The 21,703-nt window shown below is 66.6% G+C and carries 26 protein-coding genes; 16 read left to right on the forward strand and 10 right to left on the reverse strand.

Annotated features, from left to right (window positions below; translation table 11 throughout):
• Positions 1-154: 154 nt before the first annotated feature.
• The 11 genes from CURSPS6_RS11220 (at position 155) to CURSPS6_RS11265 (ending at position 9,501) form a co-directional block, all read left to right on the forward strand.
• Positions 155-1,222 carry an ABC transporter substrate-binding protein gene (locus CURSPS6_RS11220; RefSeq protein WP_030016265.1) on the forward strand — a complete coding sequence of 356 codons (1,068 nt, stop codon included), beginning with the start codon at positions 155-157 and terminating at the stop codon, positions 1,220-1,222.
• Positions 1,219-2,028 (forward strand): ABC transporter ATP-binding protein, encoded by an 810-nt coding sequence (locus CURSPS6_RS11225; protein ID WP_030016267.1) that lies wholly within the window; start codon positions 1,219-1,221, stop codon positions 2,026-2,028. Before CURSPS6_RS11220 ends, CURSPS6_RS11225 begins: the two co-directional genes overlap by 4 nt.
• Positions 2,025-2,891 carry an ABC transporter permease gene (locus CURSPS6_RS11230; RefSeq protein WP_200910952.1) on the forward strand — a complete coding sequence of 289 codons (867 nt, stop codon included), beginning with the start codon at positions 2,025-2,027 and terminating at the stop codon, positions 2,889-2,891. The genes CURSPS6_RS11225 and CURSPS6_RS11230 overlap by 4 nt, the downstream gene beginning before the upstream one ends.
• A 53-nt stretch (positions 2,892-2,944) precedes the next feature.
• Positions 2,945-3,898: a TauD/TfdA dioxygenase family protein gene (locus CURSPS6_RS11235; protein ID WP_051687967.1), complete on the forward strand. Its 954-nt coding sequence runs from the start codon at positions 2,945-2,947 to the stop codon at positions 3,896-3,898.
• 198 nt (positions 3,899-4,096) lie between these two features.
• On the forward strand, positions 4,097-4,450 hold the full coding sequence (locus CURSPS6_RS11240) for a DMT family transporter (RefSeq protein WP_030016273.1): 354 nt from the start codon (positions 4,097-4,099) through the stop codon (positions 4,448-4,450).
• A complete protein-coding gene (locus CURSPS6_RS11245; protein ID WP_030016275.1) occupies positions 4,447-4,761 on the forward strand; it encodes a DMT family transporter in 315 nt (104 codons plus the stop codon). Before CURSPS6_RS11240 ends, CURSPS6_RS11245 begins: the two co-directional genes overlap by 4 nt.
• Before the next feature lie 141 nt (positions 4,762-4,902).
• Positions 4,903-5,055, forward strand: coding sequence for a hypothetical protein (locus CURSPS6_RS12655; RefSeq protein WP_160319798.1), 153 nt, complete (start codon positions 4,903-4,905; stop codon positions 5,053-5,055).
• Positions 5,056-5,222: 167 nt separating this feature from the next.
• Positions 5,223-6,266, forward strand: coding sequence for an acyl-CoA dehydrogenase family protein (locus CURSPS6_RS12660; protein ID WP_030016276.1), 1,044 nt, complete (start codon positions 5,223-5,225; stop codon positions 6,264-6,266).
• A complete protein-coding gene (locus tag CURSPS6_RS11255) occupies positions 6,263-7,627 on the forward strand; it encodes a bifunctional PIG-L family deacetylase/class I SAM-dependent methyltransferase (RefSeq protein ID WP_051687969.1) in 1,365 nt (454 codons plus the stop codon). Before CURSPS6_RS12660 ends, CURSPS6_RS11255 begins: the two co-directional genes overlap by 4 nt.
• Positions 7,624-8,367 (forward strand): glycosyltransferase, encoded by a 744-nt coding sequence (locus CURSPS6_RS11260; protein ID WP_051687970.1) that lies wholly within the window; start codon positions 7,624-7,626, stop codon positions 8,365-8,367. Before CURSPS6_RS11255 ends, CURSPS6_RS11260 begins: the two co-directional genes overlap by 4 nt.
• Before the next feature lie 42 nt (positions 8,368-8,409).
• Positions 8,410-9,501 (forward strand): hypothetical protein, encoded by a 1,092-nt coding sequence (locus CURSPS6_RS11265; RefSeq protein ID WP_051687971.1) that lies wholly within the window; start codon positions 8,410-8,412, stop codon positions 9,499-9,501.
• A gap of 86 nt (positions 9,502-9,587) precedes the next feature.
• Here CURSPS6_RS11265 and CURSPS6_RS11270 read toward each other — a convergent pair whose 3' ends face one another.
• The 3 genes from CURSPS6_RS11270 to CURSPS6_RS11280 form a co-directional block, all read right to left on the reverse strand.
• Positions 9,588-9,857: a GlsB/YeaQ/YmgE family stress response membrane protein gene (locus CURSPS6_RS11270; protein ID WP_030016283.1), complete on the reverse strand. Its 270-nt coding sequence runs from the start codon at positions 9,855-9,857 to the stop codon at positions 9,588-9,590.
• 100 nt (positions 9,858-9,957) lie between these two features.
• Entirely contained in the window at positions 9,958-11,019 is a 1,062-nt protein-coding gene (locus CURSPS6_RS11275; RefSeq protein WP_030016285.1) for a Gfo/Idh/MocA family protein, read from the reverse strand.
• Positions 11,016-11,858 (reverse strand): sugar phosphate isomerase/epimerase family protein, encoded by an 843-nt coding sequence (locus CURSPS6_RS11280; RefSeq protein WP_035811275.1) that lies wholly within the window; start codon positions 11,856-11,858, stop codon positions 11,016-11,018. Before CURSPS6_RS11280 ends, CURSPS6_RS11275 begins: the two co-directional genes overlap by 4 nt.
• 201 nt (positions 11,859-12,059) lie before the next feature.
• Between CURSPS6_RS11280 and CURSPS6_RS11285 the strand changes: the two genes are divergently transcribed.
• The gene (locus tag CURSPS6_RS11285; RefSeq protein ID WP_160319799.1) at positions 12,060-13,658 is read left to right on the forward strand and encodes a glycoside-pentoside-hexuronide (GPH):cation symporter; all 1,599 of its coding nucleotides are present in this window, start codon (positions 12,060-12,062) and stop codon (positions 13,656-13,658) included.
• 14 nt (positions 13,659-13,672) lie between these two features.
• On the forward strand, positions 13,673-14,851 hold the full coding sequence (locus CURSPS6_RS11290; RefSeq protein ID WP_030016292.1) for a Gfo/Idh/MocA family protein: 1,179 nt from the start codon (positions 13,673-13,675) through the stop codon (positions 14,849-14,851).
• Positions 14,852-15,044: 193 nt separating this feature from the next.
• On the opposite strand, the gene CURSPS6_RS11295 is transcribed toward CURSPS6_RS11290, so the two are convergent.
• The 5 genes from CURSPS6_RS11295 to CURSPS6_RS11315 form a co-directional block, all read right to left on the reverse strand.
• Complete coding sequence (locus CURSPS6_RS11295) at positions 15,045-15,641, reverse strand: hypothetical protein (RefSeq protein ID WP_030016294.1); 597 nt, start codon at positions 15,639-15,641, stop codon at positions 15,045-15,047.
• The gene (locus CURSPS6_RS11300; RefSeq protein WP_051687973.1) at positions 15,638-16,201 is read right to left on the reverse strand and encodes a DUF6286 domain-containing protein; all 564 of its coding nucleotides are present in this window, start codon (positions 16,199-16,201) and stop codon (positions 15,638-15,640) included. The genes CURSPS6_RS11295 and CURSPS6_RS11300 overlap by 4 nt, the downstream gene beginning before the upstream one ends.
• Complete coding sequence (locus CURSPS6_RS11305; RefSeq protein ID WP_082470515.1) at positions 16,198-16,626, reverse strand: Asp23/Gls24 family envelope stress response protein; 429 nt, start codon at positions 16,624-16,626, stop codon at positions 16,198-16,200. The genes CURSPS6_RS11300 and CURSPS6_RS11305 overlap by 4 nt, the downstream gene beginning before the upstream one ends.
• Positions 16,627-16,628: 2 nt before the next feature.
• Entirely contained in the window at positions 16,629-16,811 is a 183-nt protein-coding gene (locus CURSPS6_RS11310; RefSeq protein WP_030016300.1) for a hypothetical protein, read from the reverse strand.
• A 70-nt stretch (positions 16,812-16,881) separates the two neighbouring features.
• Entirely contained in the window at positions 16,882-17,337 is a 456-nt protein-coding gene (locus CURSPS6_RS11315; protein ID WP_030016302.1) for an Asp23/Gls24 family envelope stress response protein, read from the reverse strand.
• 181 nt (positions 17,338-17,518) lie between these two features.
• Here CURSPS6_RS11315 and CURSPS6_RS11320 point away from each other — a divergent pair, with 181 nt between their 5' ends.
• The 3 genes from CURSPS6_RS11320 to CURSPS6_RS11330 are packed head-to-tail and all read left to right on the forward strand — an operon-like array spanning position 17,519 to position 19,051.
• Complete coding sequence (locus CURSPS6_RS11320) at positions 17,519-18,100, forward strand: RNA polymerase sigma factor (RefSeq protein ID WP_030016303.1); 582 nt, start codon at positions 17,519-17,521, stop codon at positions 18,098-18,100.
• On the forward strand, positions 18,097-18,648 hold the full coding sequence (locus CURSPS6_RS11325; protein ID WP_030016305.1) for a hypothetical protein: 552 nt from the start codon (positions 18,097-18,099) through the stop codon (positions 18,646-18,648). The genes CURSPS6_RS11320 and CURSPS6_RS11325 overlap by 4 nt, the downstream gene beginning before the upstream one ends.
• A complete protein-coding gene (locus CURSPS6_RS11330) occupies positions 18,641-19,051 on the forward strand; it encodes a hypothetical protein (protein WP_030016307.1) in 411 nt (136 codons plus the stop codon). Before CURSPS6_RS11325 ends, CURSPS6_RS11330 begins: the two co-directional genes overlap by 8 nt.
• Positions 19,052-19,097: 46 nt before the next feature.
• Here CURSPS6_RS11330 and CURSPS6_RS11335 read toward each other — a convergent pair whose 3' ends face one another.
• Positions 19,098-19,955: a sugar phosphate isomerase/epimerase family protein gene (locus CURSPS6_RS11335; protein ID WP_030016309.1), complete on the reverse strand. Its 858-nt coding sequence runs from the start codon at positions 19,953-19,955 to the stop codon at positions 19,098-19,100.
• Between the two features lie 158 nt (positions 19,956-20,113).
• Complete coding sequence (hutH, locus tag CURSPS6_RS11340; protein WP_030016311.1) at positions 20,114-21,685, reverse strand: histidine ammonia-lyase; 1,572 nt, start codon at positions 21,683-21,685, stop codon at positions 20,114-20,116.
• Positions 21,686-21,703: the final 18 nt, after the last annotated feature.

Consider the following 21,703-nt stretch of genomic DNA (forward strand, 5'->3'; position numbering starts at 1 on the left):
ACTATGTCGCGGTGTGAATAGGCCATTGACCGGGATTTTCGACCGGGTTTAGCGTTCCAGAAATACACCCACAGAAAAGTCGTACGCACCCATCGCAGCCACCGCACTCCAGGCGGAAGGGAGCGGACGACGTCGCACAGAAGGAACGCTCACCATGCCTAACCCACCTGGTCTTCCACCACCCCCAAGGCACCCGACCCCGAACCGCAGGACGGCCCTGCGCACGGCGGGCTTCCTCGGAGGCATCGGCCTGATCGGCGCCCTGAGCGGCTGCGGAGGCGCGGCGTCGGCCGCCAACTCGGGGAAGAAGGTCCGCTACCAAGGCTGGCCACAGACCGTGCTTTTCGTCGAGCTCGCTCACGACCTGGGCTACCTGCCCACCGCCGAGCTCGAGTACATCGGGAACACGACGAGCGGGCCCCAGGATATCCAGACGGTCGCGACCGGCGACGCCGATGTGGGTCACGCCTTCGCGGGAGCGGTCATCAAACTCGTCGAGGCCGGCGCCGATATCACGGGTGTGTCGAATTACTACGGCTCGGATGACAAGACATACGTCGCGCTATATACCGCGCGAAATTCGACCATAAAAAGCCCCCGCGACCTCATCGGAAAAACCATCGGAATGAACACGCTGGGAGCCCACGCGGAAGCATTCATTTATCAATATCTCAGCGCCAACGGGTTGGCGGACAAAGATATTTCCGATATCACTTTTGTGCCCATTCCGCCGAGCGACCTCGAAATCTCCGTCATGCGCGGACATCTCGACGCCGCGGTGATCGACGGGATCGCCCAGGACCTCGCCCGCGAGCACCATAACCTTCGCGAGCTGGGCCGCGATGTCGCCGAATTCGGCGCGTTCCCGGCGGGCCAGATGGTCATGCGACGGGAATGGATCGAGGCAAACCCCGAGCTCGCGCGGGAACTCGCCTCGGGAATGGACCGGGCCATCCGGTGGGCGAGGCAGCAACCCCGCGAAACGGTGGTCCGCCGGTTCACGGGCATCGTCCGCCGGAGGGACCGCGGAGAAGACCCGGCCCCCTTGCAGTACTGGAAGTCCAGCGGCCTCACCAACGGCGGCGTGATGCGTGCCGAAGACTTTTCCCGGTGGTCCGACTGGCTCCGGGATGGGCACATCATCGACGGCGACGTCTCGCCCGAGCGCTACTTCACCAACTCACTCATCCGTAACGCGGCCGACACCGGGAGCACCACATGACACACCCTCCGAAAATCCGCTTGGCGGAGGTCTCCAAGTCCTTCTCTGTCCGCTCACCGGACGGGGCGGGTGCCTCGTGGACCACCGCGATCGAAGGCGTCGACCTGGATATCCGGCACGGTGAATTCCTGACCATGGTCGGCCCGTCTGGGTCGGGGAAGACCACGATTCTGGACCTGCTCGCGGGCCTCAGCGCTCCGAGTTCGGGCACCATCAGCGTGGACGGTGAACCCATCCACGGACCTGGGAAAGAACGCGGGGTCGTCTTCCAGCAATACGCCCTCCTTCCCTGGAAAACGGCCGAAGAGAATATCGTCTTTGCGCTGAAGGCCACGGGGCATCGCCGCGGCGAAGATCGACGGGGAATCGCGCGCCGATACCTCCAGTTGGTGGGACTCGACGGCTTCGAAGACCGCTACCCCCACGAGCTATCCGGCGGCATGAAGCAACGGGTCGCGATCGCCAGGTCCCTCTCGTATGAACCAGACATTCTCCTCATGGACGAGCCCTTCGGGGCACTAGACGCCCAGACCAGGGAACTGCTCCAAAGCGAGCTCCTCACCATCTGGAAACGCACCGGAACCACCATCGTCTTCATCACCCACTCGGTTGAAGAGGCCGTCTATCTCGGACAGCGGGTCGTGGTCCTGCGGGCGAAACCCGGCCGGGTCACCGCCGTGGTGGACGTCGCGGACCAGAAGCCACAACCGGGCGTGGACCTTCGATCGACACCGGAATTTGTGGAGGCTCGGCACCGCGTCTGGAACCTTCTCCACGACCAATCACCGATAGGAGCAACACCGTGACACAGACCGCGACCCTCCCCGTCCAGGCCCGCGAACCGACCCTCGACGACGCCGCCTCCCTCACCGGGCCCCAAAACCCTCCCGGGCGGGCGCGCCGGCACGGCCGATTCGCCGCCCTCCGGGGCACCTACGCGATCGCGGCTTTCCTCCTCCTCTGGGAGTTTGGCCCGCTCCTGGGCTCGAGCTCTTTTCAGGTTTTTCTGCCGCGCTTCCACGTGGTCGCGGCCGCGTGGTGGGGTCTCTTCACGAGCGGTCAGTTGTGGGAACACTTTTCGGCCAGCCTCGCGAGGTCGGTCGTCGGCTTCGCGATCGCCACGGTGCTCGGCATAACCCTCGGCCTGCTGGTCGGTTGGTATCGCGTGGTCTATCAAACCCTCAACCCGCTCCTGGAGATTTTCAGGAATACCGCGGCACTTGCCCTGCTTCCCGTCTTCGTCCTCCTACTGGGCATCGGGGAGCTGTCCAAGGTCGTGATCGTCATCTACGCGGCCTTCTTCCCGGTGCTCCTGAACACCGCGGCCGGCGTCAAAACCGTGGACCCGCTCCTGATTCGTGCCGGCCGCACGCTGGGACTCAGCAAATTCCGGCTCTTCACCAGCATCGTGCTTCCCGGCGCGGTGCCCACGATCTTCACGGGCGTTCGCGTCGCCGGCTCCGCGGCGATCCTGGTGCTGGTGGCCGCGGAGATGGTCGGGGCCAAAGCCGGTTTGGGATTCCTGATCACCTCAAGCCAGAACAGCTTCCTGATACCTCAGATGTATGCGGGGGTGATCACGATCTCCCTGCTGGGCCTGGTGGTCAACACCGCTCTCGTGGCCCTGGAGAAGCGATTCTCGCGGTGGAGAAGCCACACCGAAAACTGACCGTCCCTGCACCATCTACCCCGTCCTCACAACGCATACCCCAGGAGAATCTCATGACCACCACGGCCCATTCCCCCAACACCTCCCACGCCGCCGACTCGGGCCTCACCGTCCGTCGGCTCGGCCACCACATCGGCGCCGAGATCACCGGCGCCGACCTCTCGACACCGCCCGCCCCGGACCTCGTCGAGAAGATCCGAGGGCTACTGAACGAGCACAAGGCCCTGATTTTCAAGGAGTCTGGCGTGTCCACGAATGAGCAACAAGCCGACTTCGCGGCCTCCTTTGGCCCCCTGACCACCGCGCACCCAACCGTTAGGTTCGACGGACCGGATTCGAAGAATATCCTCCCGGTCGACAGCGAGTCCTCCGTGGCCAATAAATGGCACACGGACGTGACCTTCGTGATCAACCCTCCCCAGGCCTCCACGCTGCGCGCCGTAACCCTGCCGGAGTACGGAGGTGAAACACTCATCGCCAACGCCGCGGCCGCGTACGCCGGCCTGCCCGAGGAACTGCGGAATTTCGCGGACTCATTGTGGGCCGTTCACAGCAATGAATCCGACTACGTTCGCCCGGACACCGTCACGTCCGAGGCCGAACGCAGCTACCAGAAGCAGTTCGTCTCCTCGTCGTTCGCGACGGCCCACCCGGTGGTTCGGGTCCACCCTCTCACCGGCGAAAGGGGCCTGTTCATCGGTGCCTTCGCCCAGCGCCTCAAGATCCTCGGGGTCACGAGCGAAGAGTCACTGGATATCCTGCGGATTTTCCAGCGGCACGTGACCCGACCGGAATACGTGGTGCGGGTCGCGTGGGAACCGGGCCAACTCGTCCTCTTCGACAATCGCATCACCCAGCACTACGCGATCGACAATTACGGCCGCGCTCCCCGCACGCTCAAACGGGTCACGGTGGCCGGTGACATCCCTCGGTCGGTGGACGGCCGTTCCAGCTACTCGCTCGAAGGGGATTCCTCGGACTACTCGCCCGTCGTCGAGATCGAGTAAGCCTCTCGGACTGAAGGAAACTCACCGCTTGACGGCATCAGGCCGTCCCGGCGAACACCGGTGGACCGATATCGGGTCATCCGCACGACGTTTTCGACGGGACGGCCTGAATATTTCCCCGCCGTTTGCCGCCCGCAACCGCCATGCCGGAGGATGAAGGGCGTCCGCGTCCAACGACCGCGAGGGGGAAGACACCGCATGCGCCAGTGGCCGCTGCTCATCGGGGCAATCATTGCCGAAGTCACGGGAACGCTCTCGTTACGCGCGAGCATCGAGGCCCCCGGGTGGGCCCCGCTCGTGATCCTGGCCTACGCGGCATCGTTCACCCTGCTGGGTCTCTCCCTGCGTTCCGGGCTGCGGATCGGAACGGTGTACAGCATCTGGGGTGCCGCCGGCGTGGCCTGCGTCGCGATGCTCGGCACGGCCCTCTTTGGGGAAACGCTGAGCCCGGCCGCGATGATCGGCATCCTCGCGGTGATCGCGGGGGTCGTCCTCGTGGAATCCGGCGCTCACCAAGAGCCGACCGCCGCCTTCCAGAGGAGAAATCCGTGAGCTGGCTCTGGTTATCCCTGTCCATCCTCTCCGAGGTGACGGCCACCCTGAGCCTGCGGGCGAGCGACGGCTTCCGGAAGAAGCTGTGGCTCATCCCGGTCGTCCTCGGGTACACGATCGCCTTCGGTTTTCTCGGGCTGACGCTCAACGCGGGCATGCCGGTGGGCGTGGCCTACGGGTTATGGACCGCCGTCGGGATCGTGATGGTCGCGCTGATGGCCAGGGCCTTGTGGAAAGAACCGCTGACCCGACGCATGCTCGTGGGCATGGGACTCATCATTCTGGGCGTGCTGCTGATCGAGGCGGGCTAGCCGGCTCGGACGCGGAAAGTGCTTTGCTTTCCAATTTATATAAAATTATTCGCCGTCAAGGCCGCCGGCGCGTCCCGTGAAATGACGTTTCCGTATGCCAGAAGGCTTTTGCCGCGCCCCCGATATGCCATAATTCTCTTCATGCCTCACGACGTCTCGATTCAGCCGATCACGGAATCGTCCTCCCCCTTGGGATTCATCATTTCCTGCGTCTGCGGATGGTCCAACCGCGTGACATCCCAGAGCAATGCGGCCCAGGAGAAGACCCAGCACCTCGAGAAGAACCCGGCGTGAGGGGCCGTTTCCGACACGAGTAATCCGCCTCGTCGCGTCGCTTATTGATCAGCGCGGGGAAATCCCCGATGATAGTTTTCGCGTCGGCCCGTCGATATAAGAATTTCAGGTAAGAATAGCGCTATCGGCGGCACCGGCGATATGTCGGTCTCACAAGAATTGAAGTCATGACGCCATCACCCTTGAACCACGCGCACAGGCTTCCCGCTCGGCTCCGCTCGGAGCTGGCCTCGGCGGCGCCCGACCCTCGCGCCATCCTCCGGTGGGCACCGGAGGTCGTGGCCGAGCTGAGTCCCGCCGCGGGCACCACGCTGTTATCCCGGTGGGAAGGCCTGGCCGCCCTCGGCTCGCTGGATCTGACGGTCGCGCGCACGCTCGAGCCCCACCTGGACGCTCTGACCATCCTCGACGAAGCGGCGGTTCCGGCCGGGCAATTTCCCGACGACGCCACCTGGGGAGTCTTCGCCGCCGAGGGCCGCGGAACCCGCCTCACCGCGACGCCTGCGCCGGATGGTTCGTGGAGCCTTTCCGGCCGCAAGCCGTGGTGTTCCCTCGCCGGCACCCTGTCCCACGCACTGGTCACCGCCTGGACCTCCGAGACGGAACGGCGGCTCTTCGCCGTCGCTCTCCGGGACCCCAGGGTCGGCGTCGAATCGGGGACGTGGGTTTCCCGCGGGCTGGACAACGTCGTCTCCTCCGCGACGGACTTCCGCGAGGCGCCCGCGGTTCCCGTGGGCGAGGACGGCTGGTACCTTCGCCGACCGGGATTTGCCCTGGGAGGCATCGGCGTCGCGGCCGTGTGGTGGGGCGCGGCGTGTTCGCTGGCGCGTCGGGTGCAGGCCTCCTGCGCCGAACGCACGCCGGATCAGATAGCCCTGTACCACCTGGGCCGATGCGAGATGCGTCTCCACGCGGCCGGGACGTTGCTCGCCGCGATCGCCCACGACATGGAAGCCACCCCGCCCCGAGCGGCCTCCGAGGCGTGGCCCACCGCCCTGCGGGTGAGGGGAACCGTCCACGAGGCCTGCGAGTCGGCGCTCGAGGCCGTCGGCAGCGTCCTGGGGCCGGGGCCCCTGACCCAGGACGAAGAATGCTCCCGCATGGTGGCGGATCTGCGGATCTATGGCCAGCAGCACAAGCCGGAGCGCGACGTCGCGGGCCTCGGCGAGGCGCTGCTCGACGGCGAGACCGCGTCCTGGAGCGCCTCGTGACGGCCGACCGCGAACCGGCCTTCCGGCACGATGACACCGGAACCGACGAGGAGGAGTGGTTCCGGACCCCGCTCCTCGATGCGGCCGACGAGCTGCGCCTCGACCCGTTCGACCGGGTCGTCGTCGTGGCCGCGCACCCGGATGACGAAACCTTATTCGCGGGAGGCCTGATCGCCTCCGCGGCGGCCCGGGGACGCGCGGTGACCGTCGTCTTGGCCACCGCGGGCGAGGCGTCCCACCCGGACTCTCCGACGCACGGCCGCGAGGAACTCCGCCGGATCCGCAGCATCGAGTTCCGGGACGCCGTGGGCGCCCTGGCTCCCGGCGCCGAGGTGCACCTGGCCGGGCTCGACGACGGGCAGATTGCCTCCCGTCTCACGGACCTCGTCGAGGCCGTGGTCGCCGCCCTGGGGCCGGAGGCCGAATCGACCCTGCTGATCTCCCCGTGGGCCGGGGACCGGCATCCCGACCATGAGGCCGCGGCCGACGCCTGCGCGACCGCCGCGTCGCGGACCGGGGCGACCCACCTCGAGGCGCCCCTGTGGCTGTGGCACTGGGGGCACCCCTCGGACCTGGAGCCGCTGACCGAGAACCACCGGCTGGTGCGCTTCGCCGTGGACGGCCCCGCCCTTCAGGCCAAACGGTCCGCGATGGCGCGCTACCCGTCGCAGACCTCGCCCCTGGGACCGGAACCCGGCAATGAGGCCATCGTGGGTCGCAACGTCACGGTTCACTTCGACCGGGTCACCGAACACTTCATCCGGCCCCTGCCCCGAGTGGACCGCCCCTTCGAGGGCCTGCACGAGGCCACGCCCGACCCGTGGAACACCCGGAGCGCCTGGTACGAAGAACGCAAGCGGGCACTCACCCTCGCCGCTCTCCCCCAGGGCCGTTACGCCGCGGCCCTGGAACTGGGCTGCTCCGTCGGGGCCCTGGCCCACGACCTGGCCTCGCGGTGCGACGCCGAGACCGCCGTGGACGAGAGCGCCGCGGCCCTCGCGCAGGCCCGGGCCTACTGGGACAGCGATCGCATCGAATGGGTCGAGGCCTCGTTCCCCGAGGAATGGGACAGCATCGTGGAGGGACGCGTGATCGACCTGGTCGTGATCTCCGAGGTGGGCTATTTTCTGAGCCCGCCCCGCATGGTCGAGCTGGCCCGGCGCGTATCGGAGCTCGCGCCTCGGGCCGTCCTTGCCTGCCACTGGCGCCACCCGATTCACGGCTGGCCCCTGAACTCCCGGCGGGTCCACCGGATCCTCGACGAGCACCTCGGGATGACCGCGGGGACCAGCATCACCGACCCCGACTTCGACCTGCGCGTCTGGACCGATGAGGCGCCCGGGCCAGTGCACCGGTCATGACACGCGCACCCATCGGGGGCATCGGGGTCGTGATCCCGGTTCACAACGAGGAAGACGGCTTGGGCGCTTGCCTGTCCTCCGTGATCGCCGCGGCCCGGCCGGTCCCGGTCCCGACCCGCGTCGTCGTGGTCCTGGACTCGTGCCACGACGGTTCCGCCCGCGTCGCGAGGCGTTCCGCGAGCGCTTCCGGCCCCGTCACCGTCGAGATCCTCGAGGGCGCGTACGACGGCGTCGGTTCCGTCCGGGCGGCCGGGGTTCGGCGCGTCCAGAAGATCTTCGCCGGCACCGATCCCGCGACCGTGTGGACCGCGCACACGGATGCCGACACCCTCGTGCCGCCGCACTGGCTGCACACCCAACGCGTTCTCGCCGACGACGGCTGGGACGTCGTCTTGGGGGCCGTGGTTCCCGACGGGGACCCCCTCCACCCGGCCCACCGGCTCTGGAGCAGCAGGCATCCTCCCGAGGAAGGGCACCCGCACGTGCACGGGGCCAACCTGGGCCTGAGGCTGAATCGTTACCTCGACGTCGGCGGCTTCCGTGCCCTCTCGACCGGCGAAGACGTGGACATCGTCGAGCGCCTGACCGAGATCACGGCGCGGCGCATCGCCACCTCGCGGCATCGGGTCCTGACCTCCGCCCGGCGCGAGGGACGCGCGCCTTCTGGCTTCGCCGCATATATGCGAGATTTGGATGAGGAAGCATCGACCATCCACCCGCACCTCAAACCCGGCGTATAGTGCGCCGAACCGCATCGTTGAACCACCGAAGACGGAGTACTCGTGACACTTTCCTCCAGCCCGCCCCGAATCCTCATCGTCACCGATCCGGGCCTGCCGACGCGCCGGCTCGAGCGTAGCCGCGACTCGCTGGAAGCGGCGATCCGCACGTCCCTCGGCGAGGAGACCACGGTCGATCACCTCAGCAGGATCGTGCCGGTGACCCCCGAGAATGAGCTCGCGAGCGAGATCGAGCTGCCCGAGGAATCCCAGGACATCAGCTACGACGCCCGGGTATTCCTCACCGAAATGCCGCTCCATCGGGAAAAACAACCCGTGGTCGCCCAGATGGACTGCAACCGGATGCATCTTTTCGTCTCGTGCCCCACGATGGGCGTCCTGTACCCCAAGAAGAGGCTCGTGGACGTGATCAGCCGCGGCCTCTCGGCGCTGCTGACGGGGTGGTCGGAGGACAACGGGGCCACCCAGGGATGGAACCAGTGGCGGAAGCAGGAGAACGGCGACGAGGACGGCATCTATCGCCTCTTCGCGCACACCGTCACCGGCCCGACCCGCACCGTCGCGGGCATGGTCATGGCCAACGAACCCTGGAAGACGATCCCCAAGCTTTCGAGCGCGATGAGCGCGGCCGCGGCCGCCGGGGCCTTCGGCATCTTCTACAGTTCCATCTGGCAGATGGCGGCGACCCTCTCCCCGCTGCGGCTCGCGATCATCACCGTCGTCTCGATCCTGGTCATGACCACCTGGCTCATCCTGCGCAATCGCCTCTGGGACCGCCCGCTCGACGGCGGGCGGGTGGGACGCGTCGTGGTTCTGTACAACCTCTCCACGATCGCGACGCTGATCATCTGCATCGCGACGCTCTATGCGTCGCTGTTCGTGCTGATCCTGCTCGGCGGGCTCGTGGTCATCAGCCCGGAGTTCATGAAGCAGACCCTGGGGTCGGAGCCGGTACTGTCCGATTACCTCGTCATCGCGTGGCTCAGCGCCTCGATGGGGGTCATCGCCGGCGGCCTGGGTTCGGGCTTCGACGCCGAGGCCGATATGCGGCGCATGACGCACGGCCAGCGGGAGAGGCAGCGGGTGCTGACGAAGGATCGCGACGATTCACGCGACGAGGAATCCTCGCGGTGAGCCTCCGCGGAGACACAAAACGGGGCGGCCCCAAGGGCCGCCCCGTTTCGTTGCGTCACGAGTGATCGTGCACGCGCACCTTGTACTTATGCGCGGTTCTTATTGCGGCCGAAGATGAGGCCCCAGATGAACAGCACGATCAACGCTCCGACGAGAGACAAGATCCACGTCGTGAGCGAGAAGAAGCCGTTGCCCTGAACGTGGAACAGGACCTTGCCAAGCCAGCCGCCCAGCAGGCCTCCGACGATGCCGAGGATCATGGTGACGATGATTCCGCCGCCCTGACGTCCCGGCATGATGAGCTTGGCCAACGCGCCAACGATAATTCCGATGATGATCCAGCTGATAATACTCATGATCAATTTCCCTTCATAAGGTGTATACGAATTTCGGGGTGTTGACTCATTGCAAATCTTACCGCGTAAACACCCTTGAGGTCACACCAAATAGTGGGGTTTATGGGATATAGGGGTTTTCTCGGTCACATTCACGGCCGGGACGGTCGGAAAATCCACCGGGGCCGTCATATGCTGCTTTGAGAATTTGCAACGATGCCAGGGCCTCTCGCGGATCGATCCAGAATTTCTCGCCGCTGGAGAACCCCGAGTAGAAATCCCGGATCAGTTCCGTATGGGATGCACCCCAATAGGACTTCGCGCGATCGGACGGCAGCCGCTCCTTGATCACGCGGTCCGGAACCCCTTCCCCAGAGACCACCAGCTCGACCCCGCTCCTCAGGTGCCCGCGCTCCATCACGACGTCCATGGTCACCGGCAGATTCGTCGGCGCGGCATTCGTGGCCATGAGTACGCTGCGCACGCCGGACTCGTGCGTCAGCGTCAGCGCCGCGGTGTCCTCAACCTCGATCACGCCCTGGAGCGCGTCGGTGCCCACCCGACCCCTGACCGAGGCCACCGGCCCGAGCATCCACTGCAGGAGATCGATCGTGTGGATCGCCTGGTTGATGAGCAGGCCGCCGCCGCTGCCCGCCCAGGTCCCGCGCCACGGTTTCTCGGTGTAGTACTCCGGCGGCCGGTGCCACGCGACCGTGGCCACGGCCCCCGTCACGGCGCCGAATTCGCCGGAATCGATGGTCTGCTTCATGACCTGCGCCGAGCGGTTGTACCGATTCTGAAAGCACACCCCCACGCGCGGCACGCGAGCCGACGGCCCCTCCGCCGCGTTTCGGGCCGCGGCAATGATCCTCCTCGCGCCCTCGAGCGTCGAGCTCAGCGGCTTCTCGGTCAGCACCTCACACCCGGCCGCGAGCGCCGCGAGGATCACGGGCTCATGCTGGTCGTGGGGCGTGGTCACGTGCACGACGTCCGGGGCCCAGTCCGCGAGCGCGTCCTCGATGCGCCCCGCGGTCGGCACGCCGAGGTCGCGTTCGGCGGCACGGCGTCGTTCGGGGTCGACGTCGCACACGCCCACGAGCCGCGCTTCGTCCATCCGGCGCAGGGCCTCGACGTGCACCGCGCTCACGGACCCGTAGCCGACGATCAGGGATCGAATGCTCACCGGTACTGGATCCCCTGCTCGTTCAGGAGTCCCGTGAACGCCGCGTGGGCCTCGGTGAAGAGGTCCGGCCCGGAGAATCCGCCGAGTTCGTGGGTCACCGAGAGGTGCGGCTCCAGGGAAAAGAATCCGTCGAAGCCGTCACCGGCCAGGGCGGCCAGGGTTTCCCGCAGCTCCCCGTCGCCGTCGCCGGTCACCACAACCTCGCCGTCGGACAGGTGCGCGTCCTTGACCTGGACGTATTCCAGATGGGGCCGGATCTGCTCGTAGCCTTCGCTGAAGGGACGGATGCCGCACTGCACGAAATTCGCGGAGTCCCAGGCGGCCTTCAACCGCGGGGAATCCACCGACTCGAAGATGTCCACGCATCGGCGCGGGATATCTCCGTAGATCTTCTTCTCGTTCTCGTGGAGGAACGTCACCCGCCCTTCCTCGGCGACGTCGGCGAGGGCCCGCATGCGGGTGATGACCTCGTCCCGATGATCATCAGGGTCGTCCCCGTCCGGCATGAAGAACGAGAAGATGCGCACGTAGGGTGCCCCGAAGACGCGGGCCACCTCGACCGCGTGCTGCGCCCGTTCCAGGTGCGGATCGATGGGGTCGTGAATGCCGATCTTGCCGATGGGCGATCCGATGCTGGAGACCTTGATCCCGTGACGGTCCATGATCTCGACGGCGCGTTCCAGCTGCTGGTCGTCGAGGTCGAGGACGTTGGTGTCCCAGGCGCTGCGGAACTCGATGTAGTCGAGCCCCAGCGACCGCGCGTGGGCGCACTGGGTCTCGAGGTCCTGAGAGATCTCGTCGGAAAATCCGGACAGGGTCCACATGTTCTTGCTCCTCATACGTCGGGCGTCATCCTGCATCCACCCTGACCCACCCGCGGCGACGCGGCAACGGGTTGCCACATATTGCACAGATCACTTTTTGGGAGGCCCAAGCAACTTGTGGCAACTACTAGTTCGGCCATCGCGATGCCCTCAGGATGAAGGGAAGCACCGGCCATTTGTGGCCTGCGACACTTTTTCCGACGAAGGATGACGACGATGTCACACACATCCGCCCCCGAGACCGTCCACGAGGCCGCGAGTCCCACCAAGGGCGCGACCGGCAAACTCCCGCTGCGCGCCTTCCTGGGATACGCGGCCGGCGACGCCGGCAATAACCTCGCCTTCAACATGGTCAGCACGTTCCTGCTGCTGTACTACACCGACGTCGTCGGGATCCCCGCGGCCTACGCGGCACCGATCTTCCTGATCGTGCGCATTTGGGACGGCATCGGCGACGTGATCGTGGGTCGGTGGGTGGACAAGACCACCAGCCGCTGGGGGAAGTTCCGCCCCTGGATCCTCTGGTCCTGCCTGCCGCTCATGCTCTGCTCGGTGTGGGTGTTCTCCCTCCCCGAGGTCGACAGCCTGACGATGAAGCTGTTCTGGGCATACCTCTCCTACGGCGTCATGATGATGTTCTATTCCATGGTCAACATCCCATACGGTTCGCTGGCCTCGGCCATGACCCAGGCCCCGGTCGAGCGCGCCAAGCTCGCGACCTTCCGGACGGCCGGTTCGCAGGTCGCCGTCATGCTGATCGCGATCGTCGTGGCCCCGATGGTTCAACGCTTCAGCTCGTCGAATCTGTATCAGCAGAAGGTCGCCGATCTGGGCGGGGAGGCGAACGCCTCCCAGGCGCAGCTCGACGCCGCCAAGGCCGCCGCGGCCCACGACGCGACCACGGGGCTCCAGGGGTCGCTCACCATGATCACCCTCGTCTTCGTGATTCTGGGGGTCGCGCTGTACGTCTTCACTTTCCTAACCGCCAAGGAACGCGTGGTCCGCCCGCCGGATGACCAGGTGAGCTTCACACAGGCCGTGGGCGTGCTAGCCAAGAACAAGGCCCTGATCTGGCTCTCGGTGGGATCGCTGATCGTGCTGACCTCGCACGTGTGCCTGAGCACCATGGGCATCTACTTCGCCCGCGACGTCATGGGCAACGCCGCCCTGTTCTCCCTGCTGACGATCATCCAGACGGCCTCGATCTTCGTCGCTGCGCCGTTCATCGGCCGCGCCGTGGCCCGGTTCGGAAAGCGGTTCGTGTACCTCTCCGGCGCGGTCTCCTTCATGCTCGGCGGCATCCTCGTCTTCGTCTGCCCGCCGACGATGCCGTGGCTCGCGTGCGTCGCCTTCTTCTTCCTGGGTCTCGGCATCGGCCTGCTCAACACCCTGATGTGGGCCATGGAAGCGGACACGGTCGAATACGGCGAGTGGAAGACCGGCCGCCGCACCGAAGGGACCACGTACGCCGTGTTTTCCTTTGTCCGCAAGCTGGGCCAGGCCTTCGGCGGGGCCGCCGCGGCGGGGCTCATCGGTCTGACGGGGTACGTCGGCGGCGCGGCCGTCCAATCCGAGGGGGCCGTGATGGGGATCCGGCTGACGTCGGGCATCCTGCCGGCCGCCCTGTGCCTCATCGGATTCTTCGTGATGCTGCGCTATCCGTTGACCGACGCGCTGTTCAGCCGGATCGTGGAAGAGAACGAGACGCGCAAACAGCTCACGCTGAAAATGTCCGGCACGCGCGCGGTCGCTCCGGACGCCGCGGACGGCCTCCCGGACACCCCGGCGGACGCTCCCCACCGCACCGACCAGTAGGAAAGAGGATCTTCATGACAACCGCTCCATCCCAGGGAACGCTCCGTCTCGGCATCGTTGGCTACGGCGCTCAGGGCTCGACCTACGCCGGCTTCATCGCCGACGGCCGCACGCCGCACCTGTCGATCGGCGCCATCTGCGACGTCGACCCGCAGCGCCGCGCTCAGGCCGAGCGAGACCACCCGGGCGTCCCCACGCTCGAGGACTATTCCGACCTCTTGGCCTCGGGTCTGGTCGACGCGGTGGTGACCTGCGTCCCGCACTATCTCCATCCGGAGATGGGCATCGAGGCCCTGCACCGCGGGATTCCGGTGCTCGTCGAGAAGCCCGCGGGGGTCTACACCAAGCAGGTCGCCGAGCTGAACCGCGTGGCCGAGCAGACCCCGGACGTGCCCTTCGCGATCATGTTCAATCAGCGCAATAACCCGCTGTACCGCAGGATCAAGGAGATCATCGACGCCGGAGAAATCGGCGCCCTTCGCCGGACGAACTGGATCATCACCACGTGGTGGCGGCCCCAGGGCTACTACGACCAGTCGGCCTGGCGCGCCACCTGGGGAGGCGAGGGCGGCGGGGTCCTGGTCAATCAGGCGCCCCACCAGCTCGATCTCCTCCAGTGGATGTGCGGGGTGCCGCGGTCGGTCTTCGCGAAGGCCGCGTTCGGCTTCCGCCGGGATATTCCCGTGGAAGACGAGGTCACGGCGGTCTTGGACTACGGAAACGGCGCGACCGGCGTGTTCATCACCGCCACGCACGACCTGGTCGGGACCGACCGGCTCGAAATCCTCGGCGAGCGAGGGAAGATCGTGGTCGATGGCTCCCGCACGGCCCACATCTACCGCCTGCGCGAGGACGAGCAGGAGCTCTCCCGGGGTCTGGATATGCAGGCCGTCAAGGGCCTGTTCCAAGGTTCGCTGGATCCCCACGAGTTTTACGAGGAAGAAAAGCTCGAGTTCGAATCCGTGTGGGGAGAGCAGCACACGGGCGTGCTGGAAAACTTCGCGCTTCACGTGCTGGAAGGCGCTCCGTTGCTGGCGCCCGGAACCGACGGGATCGCCGGGGTCCGCCTGGCCAACGCGATTCACCTCTCGGCCTGGAAGGGCGAAGAGGTTCCCCTGGACTTCGACCTCGACGAACACCTCGAGCTGCTGAACGAGCGGATCGCCGCGGAGGGAACCTACCCTCAGCGCTGAAGGATCCGCCGCTGGATACGCCAAAGGCCCGTCGAATTCTCGACGGGCCTTTCGGTATTCATGCCCCGGAGGCACCTAGGCGTGCCCCTGAGCGCAGGACCGTGGAGTCCCCCCAAACCTCTTCGTCGCCGGCAACACTTCGGCAAGCAGGAGGCCGGCTGGTAGAAACTCCACGATCAGGCCGGGGAACCGCTCATTGCACCTGAACGGTGCGCTTCGAGCGGGAGTCCCGGGAGACCGCATACGCGATTCCCACCCTGTCCACGGGGCTTCCCAGGACTCGAGAGGCAGCGGGCAGAACCTGCTCGCGGATTTCTCGAGTCACGGTCGGCAGGTCGGCACGTTCGTTCACCGTGACGTTCAGGATCAGCTCGGCGTTGGTTCGCTGGCCTTTGAGGCCCGCCTTAGCATCCGTGACGTAGGTGAGCGTTTGAACGTGCTCGGCGACCGCCGACGCGATGACCTTGGGTTCCACCAGGGTGACCCCGTGCTGGGGGTCCCGCTGGAACCGGAAGGTCGAGGCCGCCGCGCTCCGCGGAGCCTGGCGGACGAGCCACCAGATTCCCCAGAGGCCCAGCACGATGCCGACGATGATGGCCGCCCCGGCCAACCATTCGGCATCGAGAACGTCGCTGGCCCCGCTCAGCGGGGTTCCGGAAGGCTCCCAAAGACTTCCGGCGCCCGCGAGCAGACCGGCGGCGACGATGCCCCACAGGACGCCCGCGGCCAACAGGACGAACCCGATGATCGCGAGCCAGGTCCGATTGAATGCACCTGCGGTTTTTTTCATGACACGTCCTTGCTCTGCGCGGATACCCGCACCTTGGGGAAGCGATCGAGATCGGCCGATGCCAACCGCTCCTCCACGACGGCTCGCACCTGGTTCTGGAGCTCCTCGGTGGAACGCAACGGCGTGGTGATGCGCACGGACACGGCCTTGGGCGTGGCCGTGGACTTAACCCCGGCGACGCCGTCGACCTGCGCGGCCGCCGCCGAGGCGAGGGTCGCGAGCCCGCGGTTGTTGACGACCGCATCGATCGGTCCACGGGAGTGGCCGTTGGCCTCCTGCTGCTGCCCGAGTGCCGCGGCGTTGAAACCGCCGGGCAGGAACGCGCAGAGCAACAGGATGAGTCCCAAGACCGCGGCCACGGCGGCAGCGGCCCAACCCCAGGGTGAGTTCCACGCGGCCGATGAGGCCGAGTCCGCGGCGCTACTGACCTGAGGCCACCACTGGCCCGTGGCGAGTTTGTGAATACCCATCCAGGTCAGCAACACCCCGATCGCGAGGAGCACGAGGGCCGCGATGATCGAGGCCGTGGCGCGCGTCGGGCGCCGTCGTAGTGATTTCACAGCAGTACCCTTTCGCGTCGGCCTTCTTGAGGAACGAGGTATTTGACCCGGATATCCACCTGCCGGACCTCGACGCCGGCAAGGCGGGACACTGTGCGCACGAGGGCCTCACGCACCCGCTCGGTCGTCTCCTCGATGGGGAGGGGATACTCGAGGCCGAGTTCGACGCTGAGAACAGCGATCGACCCGGTGAGTTCGACCTTGACGTGGGGGCGTGATTCCAGGTCGGCGTGGCCTCCCACGCCAAGGAAGCCTCCGCCCCGACCGCCCACGGTCGCGAATTCCGAGGCGCACTGCGCCGCGATCTTCTCGACCACGCGATCGGCGATCACGAGGCGCCCTCGATTCTCCGGGGCCTCGCGTGAACCCGAGGACTCGGGGCCCGCGGGCGCGGAGTGGCCCTGCTGTGGCGCGCTGGAAGACATGGTCACCTCCTGTCGGAGCCGCGACCCATCAGGGAGCGCAGGTCAAGCTTGCCCTCCAAGAGGAGACCGACGGCCGCACCGATGGCCGCGAACACGACCGCGACGAGGAATGCGAGGAATCCTCCGAAGAACGCGATGGCGCCCAATGCCAAACCAACGATGAGTCCCAATTGACTCGGTTTCATGCTGTGTCCCTTTCCAGAGAAAAGATCATGGGTCGGGGACCCGGGCCAAACTCCCGGGTCCCCAGCTCAATTACTGAAGTTCGCGGTCGCTCGAGTCTTCGTTCTGGTCATCATCGTTGGGGAGGTGGACGTCGGTGACGTCGATGTTGACCTCGATGACCTGAAGGCCGGTGGCCTGCTCGACGGTGCGGATCACGTTGCGACGGATGCTGTTAGCGATCTCGACGACGGAAGTTCCGTACTCGATGACGATGCTGAGATCGACCGCGGCCTGCTTCTCGCCCTTCTCCACCGAGACGCCGCCGGCGACGTTGGTCTGCGAGCCGGGGATGCGCTCCGAGAGCGAATCGAACGCGCGGCGCGCGGCGTTGCCCATGGAGTACACGCCGGGAACCTCGCGTGCGGCGATGCCGGCGAGCTTCTGGACGACGGTGTCGTTGATGGTGGTGTTGCCCTTGCTGGTCTGCAGGGGGCCGGCCGATTCGCCGACGCTGCTGTTCTGCGGTGCCTTGTTTTCGTTAGCCATGGTGATAACTCCCTTTATTCTGGTCGAAACGGGCTTGTACTAATACTGACGAGCCTGAGATCGATTCGTCACGCGTTTTCTGAAAAAATTTTTGAGGGTGCCGCTCGGCCCGCGAATCTGCAAAGATGGAGGGCATCACGGCCTTTTACGGATGGCCGAAGCGAGGAGGAGTACGCATTCCATGAATCGCGACGAAGAATTCACCCCCGAGCACGTCGCCACCTTGGTGCTGCGTGCGCAGGACGGTGATATCGCATCCTTCGAACGGCTCGTGGACCGCTATCAAGCACCGTTGCTCCGGCTGGCGTTCCGCATGCTCGGCAATCGTGCCGACGCCGAGGACGTGGCCCAGGAAGCCCTCATGAACGCGTGGACCAAGCTGGACTACCTCGCGATCCCAGAGGCCTTCCCGACGTGGCTCTATCGGCAGGCCGTCAACCGGTGCAAGGACATCCTGCGGTCCCCACGGAACGCCGAGACCCTGCCCATCGACGAAACCAACCAGGATCACCCCTCGATGGTCGACACCCACCCGGCCAACGACCCGCAACGACTGGTCGAGAACCGTTCGAGCATGGATGAGCTCTCGACCTTGCTCCAGCGCCTGCCCGAGGATCAACGGGCATGCTGGGTGCTTCGGGAATACATGGGCCTCTCCTACGCGGAGATCTCCGAAACCCTCGCGACCCCGATCGCCACGGTGCGCGGCCGACTCTCTCGAGCACGCGCGCGTCTGGCCCAGGACATGAAGGAATGGCGATGAATAACGACGAACTTCTGGAATGCGGGCGGACCGTCGAATCGGTGATGGACACCCAGGATTCCCCGCCCGACGAGCACCAGCGCGACTGCCCCTACTGCAGCGACCTCCGCGAGCGGCTCCGCCAGCTCGAGGCGATGACCCAGCAGGCGCAGCAGGAGGACCGTTCCCTCTCGTGCACCTCCCAGACCCGGGAACGCGTCCTGAACTTCGCCCGGTCGAATCTCCGGCGCGGCGCAGACATCCCCGTGCACCGCGACACCGAGGCCACCGTCTCCTTCAGCCAGATGGTGATCGCTCGGACGGCCCGCGAGGTCGTCGACGCGCACCCGGGCCTGACGGCTCGCCGCTGCGCCGTGACCGGACCCGACGATCCCACCGACGGCCTGCAACCGTTGAGGCTGAAGGTCGGCCTGGCGGTTTCGCCTCGTTTCCACATCGACGACCTCGATCACGCCGTGCGCCCGGCCATCATCGAGGCCATCACGCGCACGCTCGGGGCGCGCGTCGTCGACATCGAATTCTCCGTGGAGGATGTGCTCAATGACTAGCGAACGATTCCCTCAGCAGGATCCCCAGAGCGGGACGGTGGTCACCCCCGACCACCCGGACGGGTTGCTCGAGGTCCTGGCCCGGTCCATCGACGCGGTCCCCGGGGTGACTCGCCGCGAACCGAGCGTCGGCGATTTCCTCCGGACCCTCTGGACGCGGCCGAGGAGCGCCCGAGCCGAAGCCGCGGACACCGACGGGCTCCGGGTGGTCGTGGAAGACTCGACCGCCACGCTCACCGCGGCGCTGTGGGTCTCCGGCGACGTCCCGGATACGGCCCTGAGCATCGCGCGGGCCGTGACGACGCGGGTGAATCAGGTCATCGCGGCGCACGGCTTAACCCCGGGCCGGCACAACATCTCGGTCCGAGAGGTCGAGAGAAGCGGTCAGCAGGCCGAGCGATAGTCGGCACGGACCGCCCGCGGCCACGCGGGATGTTGCTATGCCTTGGTCAGTATCCGATCGAGCGCAGGTACGCGCGGGAATCCGCGAGGCAGTCGAAGGGATCGCGCCCGTAGAGTTCGTCCTGCTCCACGAAGAAGTGCTCCGCCCCGGCCTCCAGGGCTGCAGGCAAGAGTTCCGGCCAGTTCATGTTCCCGGCGCCGACCTCCGCGAACTGCGGCAGCAGCGCGAAACGGCGCATGAATTCCGCGCGAGCCTCCGGGGTTCCGTCCTCCAAGAGCCTCATGTTCTCCGGCGGGAGGGGAACCACCCGATAGTCCTTGACGTGGATGAGCTTGCACATGCCCGCGTACTCCTTGAGCATGTCCAGCGGGTTCATGCCGCCGCGCTGGACCCAGTGGAGGTCCACCTCGAAGCGCAGGCTCGGTGCCACGCGGCGGACGATGTCGAAGATCCGCTCGCCGTCGAACTGTGCGAGGTCGACGTGGTGGTTGTGATAGCAGAGGGTCACGCCTTCGGCCCCGAGCCGCCGGGCCGCTTCCTCGCATTCGCGGCCCCACGCCTCGCAGGCCTGCTTCGATGCCATCGCGTCGAAAGGCATCATGCCGATGCGGACGAACCTCACGCCCAGGCGACGGCAGTCGGAGACGACCTTCCCGAAATCCTCGTCGAGGGCGTCGCCGGTGGCCGTCGGGGTTTTCTTCAGGGCCACGGACAGCGCGCCGACCGTCAGACCGAGCTCCGCGACGCCGCGTTCCAGGTCTCGGGTATTGGGCTCGTCCAGGGGAATTTGGGAGACCTCGACCGACTCGTAGCCCAGGTCCTTGATCCGTTCGAGCACGGAATACATCCCGTCCCGTGCGACCTCGTCCTTGAGCATCATCATCTGCACACCCAGCGTCGTCATGAGCACTCCCGTCGATCCGGCGCCCGCCGCGTTGCGGGCTTACCCCCGGTCTACCCGGTGGGTGTAGCAAGGATCACGTTATTGCCACGTGTTGCCACGGCAAGGCCGCCGGCGCGCGAGGCGACCGGCGGCCCTGGGGTGTCACGGTGAGCGGGTGATCAGCGAAGTTCGCCAGTCACGGACTCGAGGGTCTCCAGGAGCTGACCCGAGGAGACCAGACCCACCACCGTTTCGATCTCCGGGGAGAGGAAACGATCCGGGCCGGGGCCCTCGACGCCCGCGGCGCGTATGGCCGAGATGACGGCGGCGGTGGCCGGGGCGGCATCCGGTTCGCGCAGGTCGATGCCGCGGGCTGCCGTGAGGATCTCGATCGCGAGGACGCGGTTCAGACCGTCGATGGCCTTGCGGAGCTTGCGCGCCGCCGACCACCCCATGGACACGTGGTCTTCCTGCATCGCCGAGGACGGGATCGAGTCCACGGATGCGGGGTTGGCCAGGCGCTTGAGCTCGGAGACGATCGCGGCCTGGGTGTACTGCGCGATCATGTGGCCGGAATCCACGCCGGCGTCGTCGGCCAGGAAGGGCGGCAGGCCTCGGTTGCGCGCGACGTCGAGGAATCGATCCGTGCGGCGCTCCGAAATGGAGGCGGTGTCCGCGACCGCGATCGCGAGGAAGTCCAACACGTAGGCCACGGGTGCGCCGTGGAAGTTTCCGTTGGACTCCACACGACCGTCGAGGGTCACCACCGGGTTGTCCACGGCGGCCGCGAGCTCGCGGTGTGCCACCGTGCGTGCGTGCTCGATGGTGTCGCGGGCGGCACCCGCGACCTGCGGGGAGCAACGCAGGGAGTAGGCGTCCTGGACGTAGGTGCAGTCGTCGCCCTTGTGACTGAAGACGATGCCCGACTTGGCGAGGATCGCGGTCATGTTCGCGGCGGCGGCGGCCTGCCCCGGGTGGGGACGCAATGCCTGAAGATCGGCCTGGAAGACGCGATCGGTCCCGAGCTGACCCTCGACCGACATGGCGGCGGCCAGGTCGGCCAGACGCATCAAGCGGTCGAGATCGCTCAGCGCGAGCACGAGCTGTCCGAGCATTCCGTCGGTGCCGTTGATGAGGGCCAGGCCCTCCTTCTCGGCGAGGACCACGGGCTCGAGGCCGGCGGCGGCGAGCGCCTCGGCGGAGGTCGTCAGTTCACCATCGCGGGTGCGCACGGGGCCTTCGCCGATGACGGCGAGGGCACAGTGCGCGAGCGGGGCGAGGTCCCCGGAGCAACCCAGGGAACCGTATTCGTGGACCACCGGGGTGATCCCGGCGCTGAGCATGTCCGCGTAGGCGCGGGCGACCTCGGGGCGGACGCCGGTTCGGCCGGTCGCGAGCGTCGACAGGCGCAGCAGCATGAGCGCGCGGATGACTTCTCGCTCGACCTCGGGCCCGGACCCGGCCGCGTGCGAACGGATCAGGCCGCGCTGGAGTTGGCGGCGCATCTCCTGGGGAATGTGGCGGCTCGCGAGGGCGCCGAATCCCGTGGACACCCCGTAGACCGGGCGGTCGAAGTTGGCGAGCTCCTGGATACGCTTGCTGGATTCGGCAATCGCCGCGAGGGCCTCGTCGGACAGGCGGACGGTCGCGTCGTGCCGGGCGACGTCGACGACGTCCTGGAAGCTGACGGCTCCCACACCGACGACGACCTCCGGCCGGTTTCCGGATCCGTGATCCTTGGTGGTGCTCATAAAAAGACTCCTAACGTT

It is taken from the genome of Curtobacterium sp. S6 (genome assembly GCF_000710345.2).
Lineage (GTDB): Bacteria > Actinomycetota > Actinomycetes > Actinomycetales > Micrococcaceae > Rothia.

Coding starts and splice junctions, on each gene's coding strand:
- CURSPS6_RS11320 (WP_030016303.1), top strand. CDS start 17,519: ATGAATCGCGACGAAGAATTCACCCCCGAGCACGTCGCCACCTTGGTG.
- CURSPS6_RS12660 (WP_030016276.1), top strand. CDS start 5,223: ATGACGCCATCACCCTTGAACCACGCGCACAGGCTTCCCGCTCGGCTC.
- CURSPS6_RS11235 (WP_051687967.1), top strand. CDS start 2,945: ATGACCACCACGGCCCATTCCCCCAACACCTCCCACGCCGCCGACTCG.
- CURSPS6_RS11270 (WP_030016283.1), bottom strand. CDS start 9,857: ATGAGTATTATCAGCTGGATCATCATCGGAATTATCGTTGGCGCGTTG.
- CURSPS6_RS11280 (WP_035811275.1), bottom strand. CDS start 11,858: ATGAGGAGCAAGAACATGTGGACCCTGTCCGGATTTTCCGACGAGATC.
- CURSPS6_RS11285 (WP_160319799.1), top strand. CDS start 12,060: ATGTCACACACATCCGCCCCCGAGACCGTCCACGAGGCCGCGAGTCCC.
- CURSPS6_RS11295 (WP_030016294.1), bottom strand. CDS start 15,641: ATGAAAAAAACCGCAGGTGCATTCAATCGGACCTGGCTCGCGATCATC.
- CURSPS6_RS11305 (WP_082470515.1), bottom strand. CDS start 16,626: ATGTCTTCCAGCGCGCCACAGCAGGGCCACTCCGCGCCCGCGGGCCCC.
- CURSPS6_RS12655 (WP_160319798.1), top strand. CDS start 4,903: ATGCCTCACGACGTCTCGATTCAGCCGATCACGGAATCGTCCTCCCCC.
- CURSPS6_RS11260 (WP_051687970.1), top strand. CDS start 7,624: ATGACACGCGCACCCATCGGGGGCATCGGGGTCGTGATCCCGGTTCAC.
- hutH (WP_030016311.1), bottom strand. CDS start 21,685: ATGAGCACCACCAAGGATCACGGATCCGGAAACCGGCCGGAGGTCGTC.
- CURSPS6_RS11310 (WP_030016300.1), bottom strand. CDS start 16,811: ATGAAACCGAGTCAATTGGGACTCATCGTTGGTTTGGCATTGGGCGCC.
- CURSPS6_RS11225 (WP_030016267.1), top strand. CDS start 1,219: ATGACACACCCTCCGAAAATCCGCTTGGCGGAGGTCTCCAAGTCCTTC.
- CURSPS6_RS11240 (WP_030016273.1), top strand. CDS start 4,097: ATGCGCCAGTGGCCGCTGCTCATCGGGGCAATCATTGCCGAAGTCACG.
- CURSPS6_RS11290 (WP_030016292.1), top strand. CDS start 13,673: ATGACAACCGCTCCATCCCAGGGAACGCTCCGTCTCGGCATCGTTGGC.
- CURSPS6_RS11315 (WP_030016302.1), bottom strand. CDS start 17,337: ATGGCTAACGAAAACAAGGCACCGCAGAACAGCAGCGTCGGCGAATCG.
- CURSPS6_RS11335 (WP_030016309.1), bottom strand. CDS start 19,955: ATGACGACGCTGGGTGTGCAGATGATGATGCTCAAGGACGAGGTCGCA.
- CURSPS6_RS11220 (WP_030016265.1), top strand. CDS start 155: ATGCCTAACCCACCTGGTCTTCCACCACCCCCAAGGCACCCGACCCCG.
- CURSPS6_RS11325 (WP_030016305.1), top strand. CDS start 18,097: ATGAATAACGACGAACTTCTGGAATGCGGGCGGACCGTCGAATCGGTG.
- CURSPS6_RS11330 (WP_030016307.1), top strand. CDS start 18,641: ATGACTAGCGAACGATTCCCTCAGCAGGATCCCCAGAGCGGGACGGTG.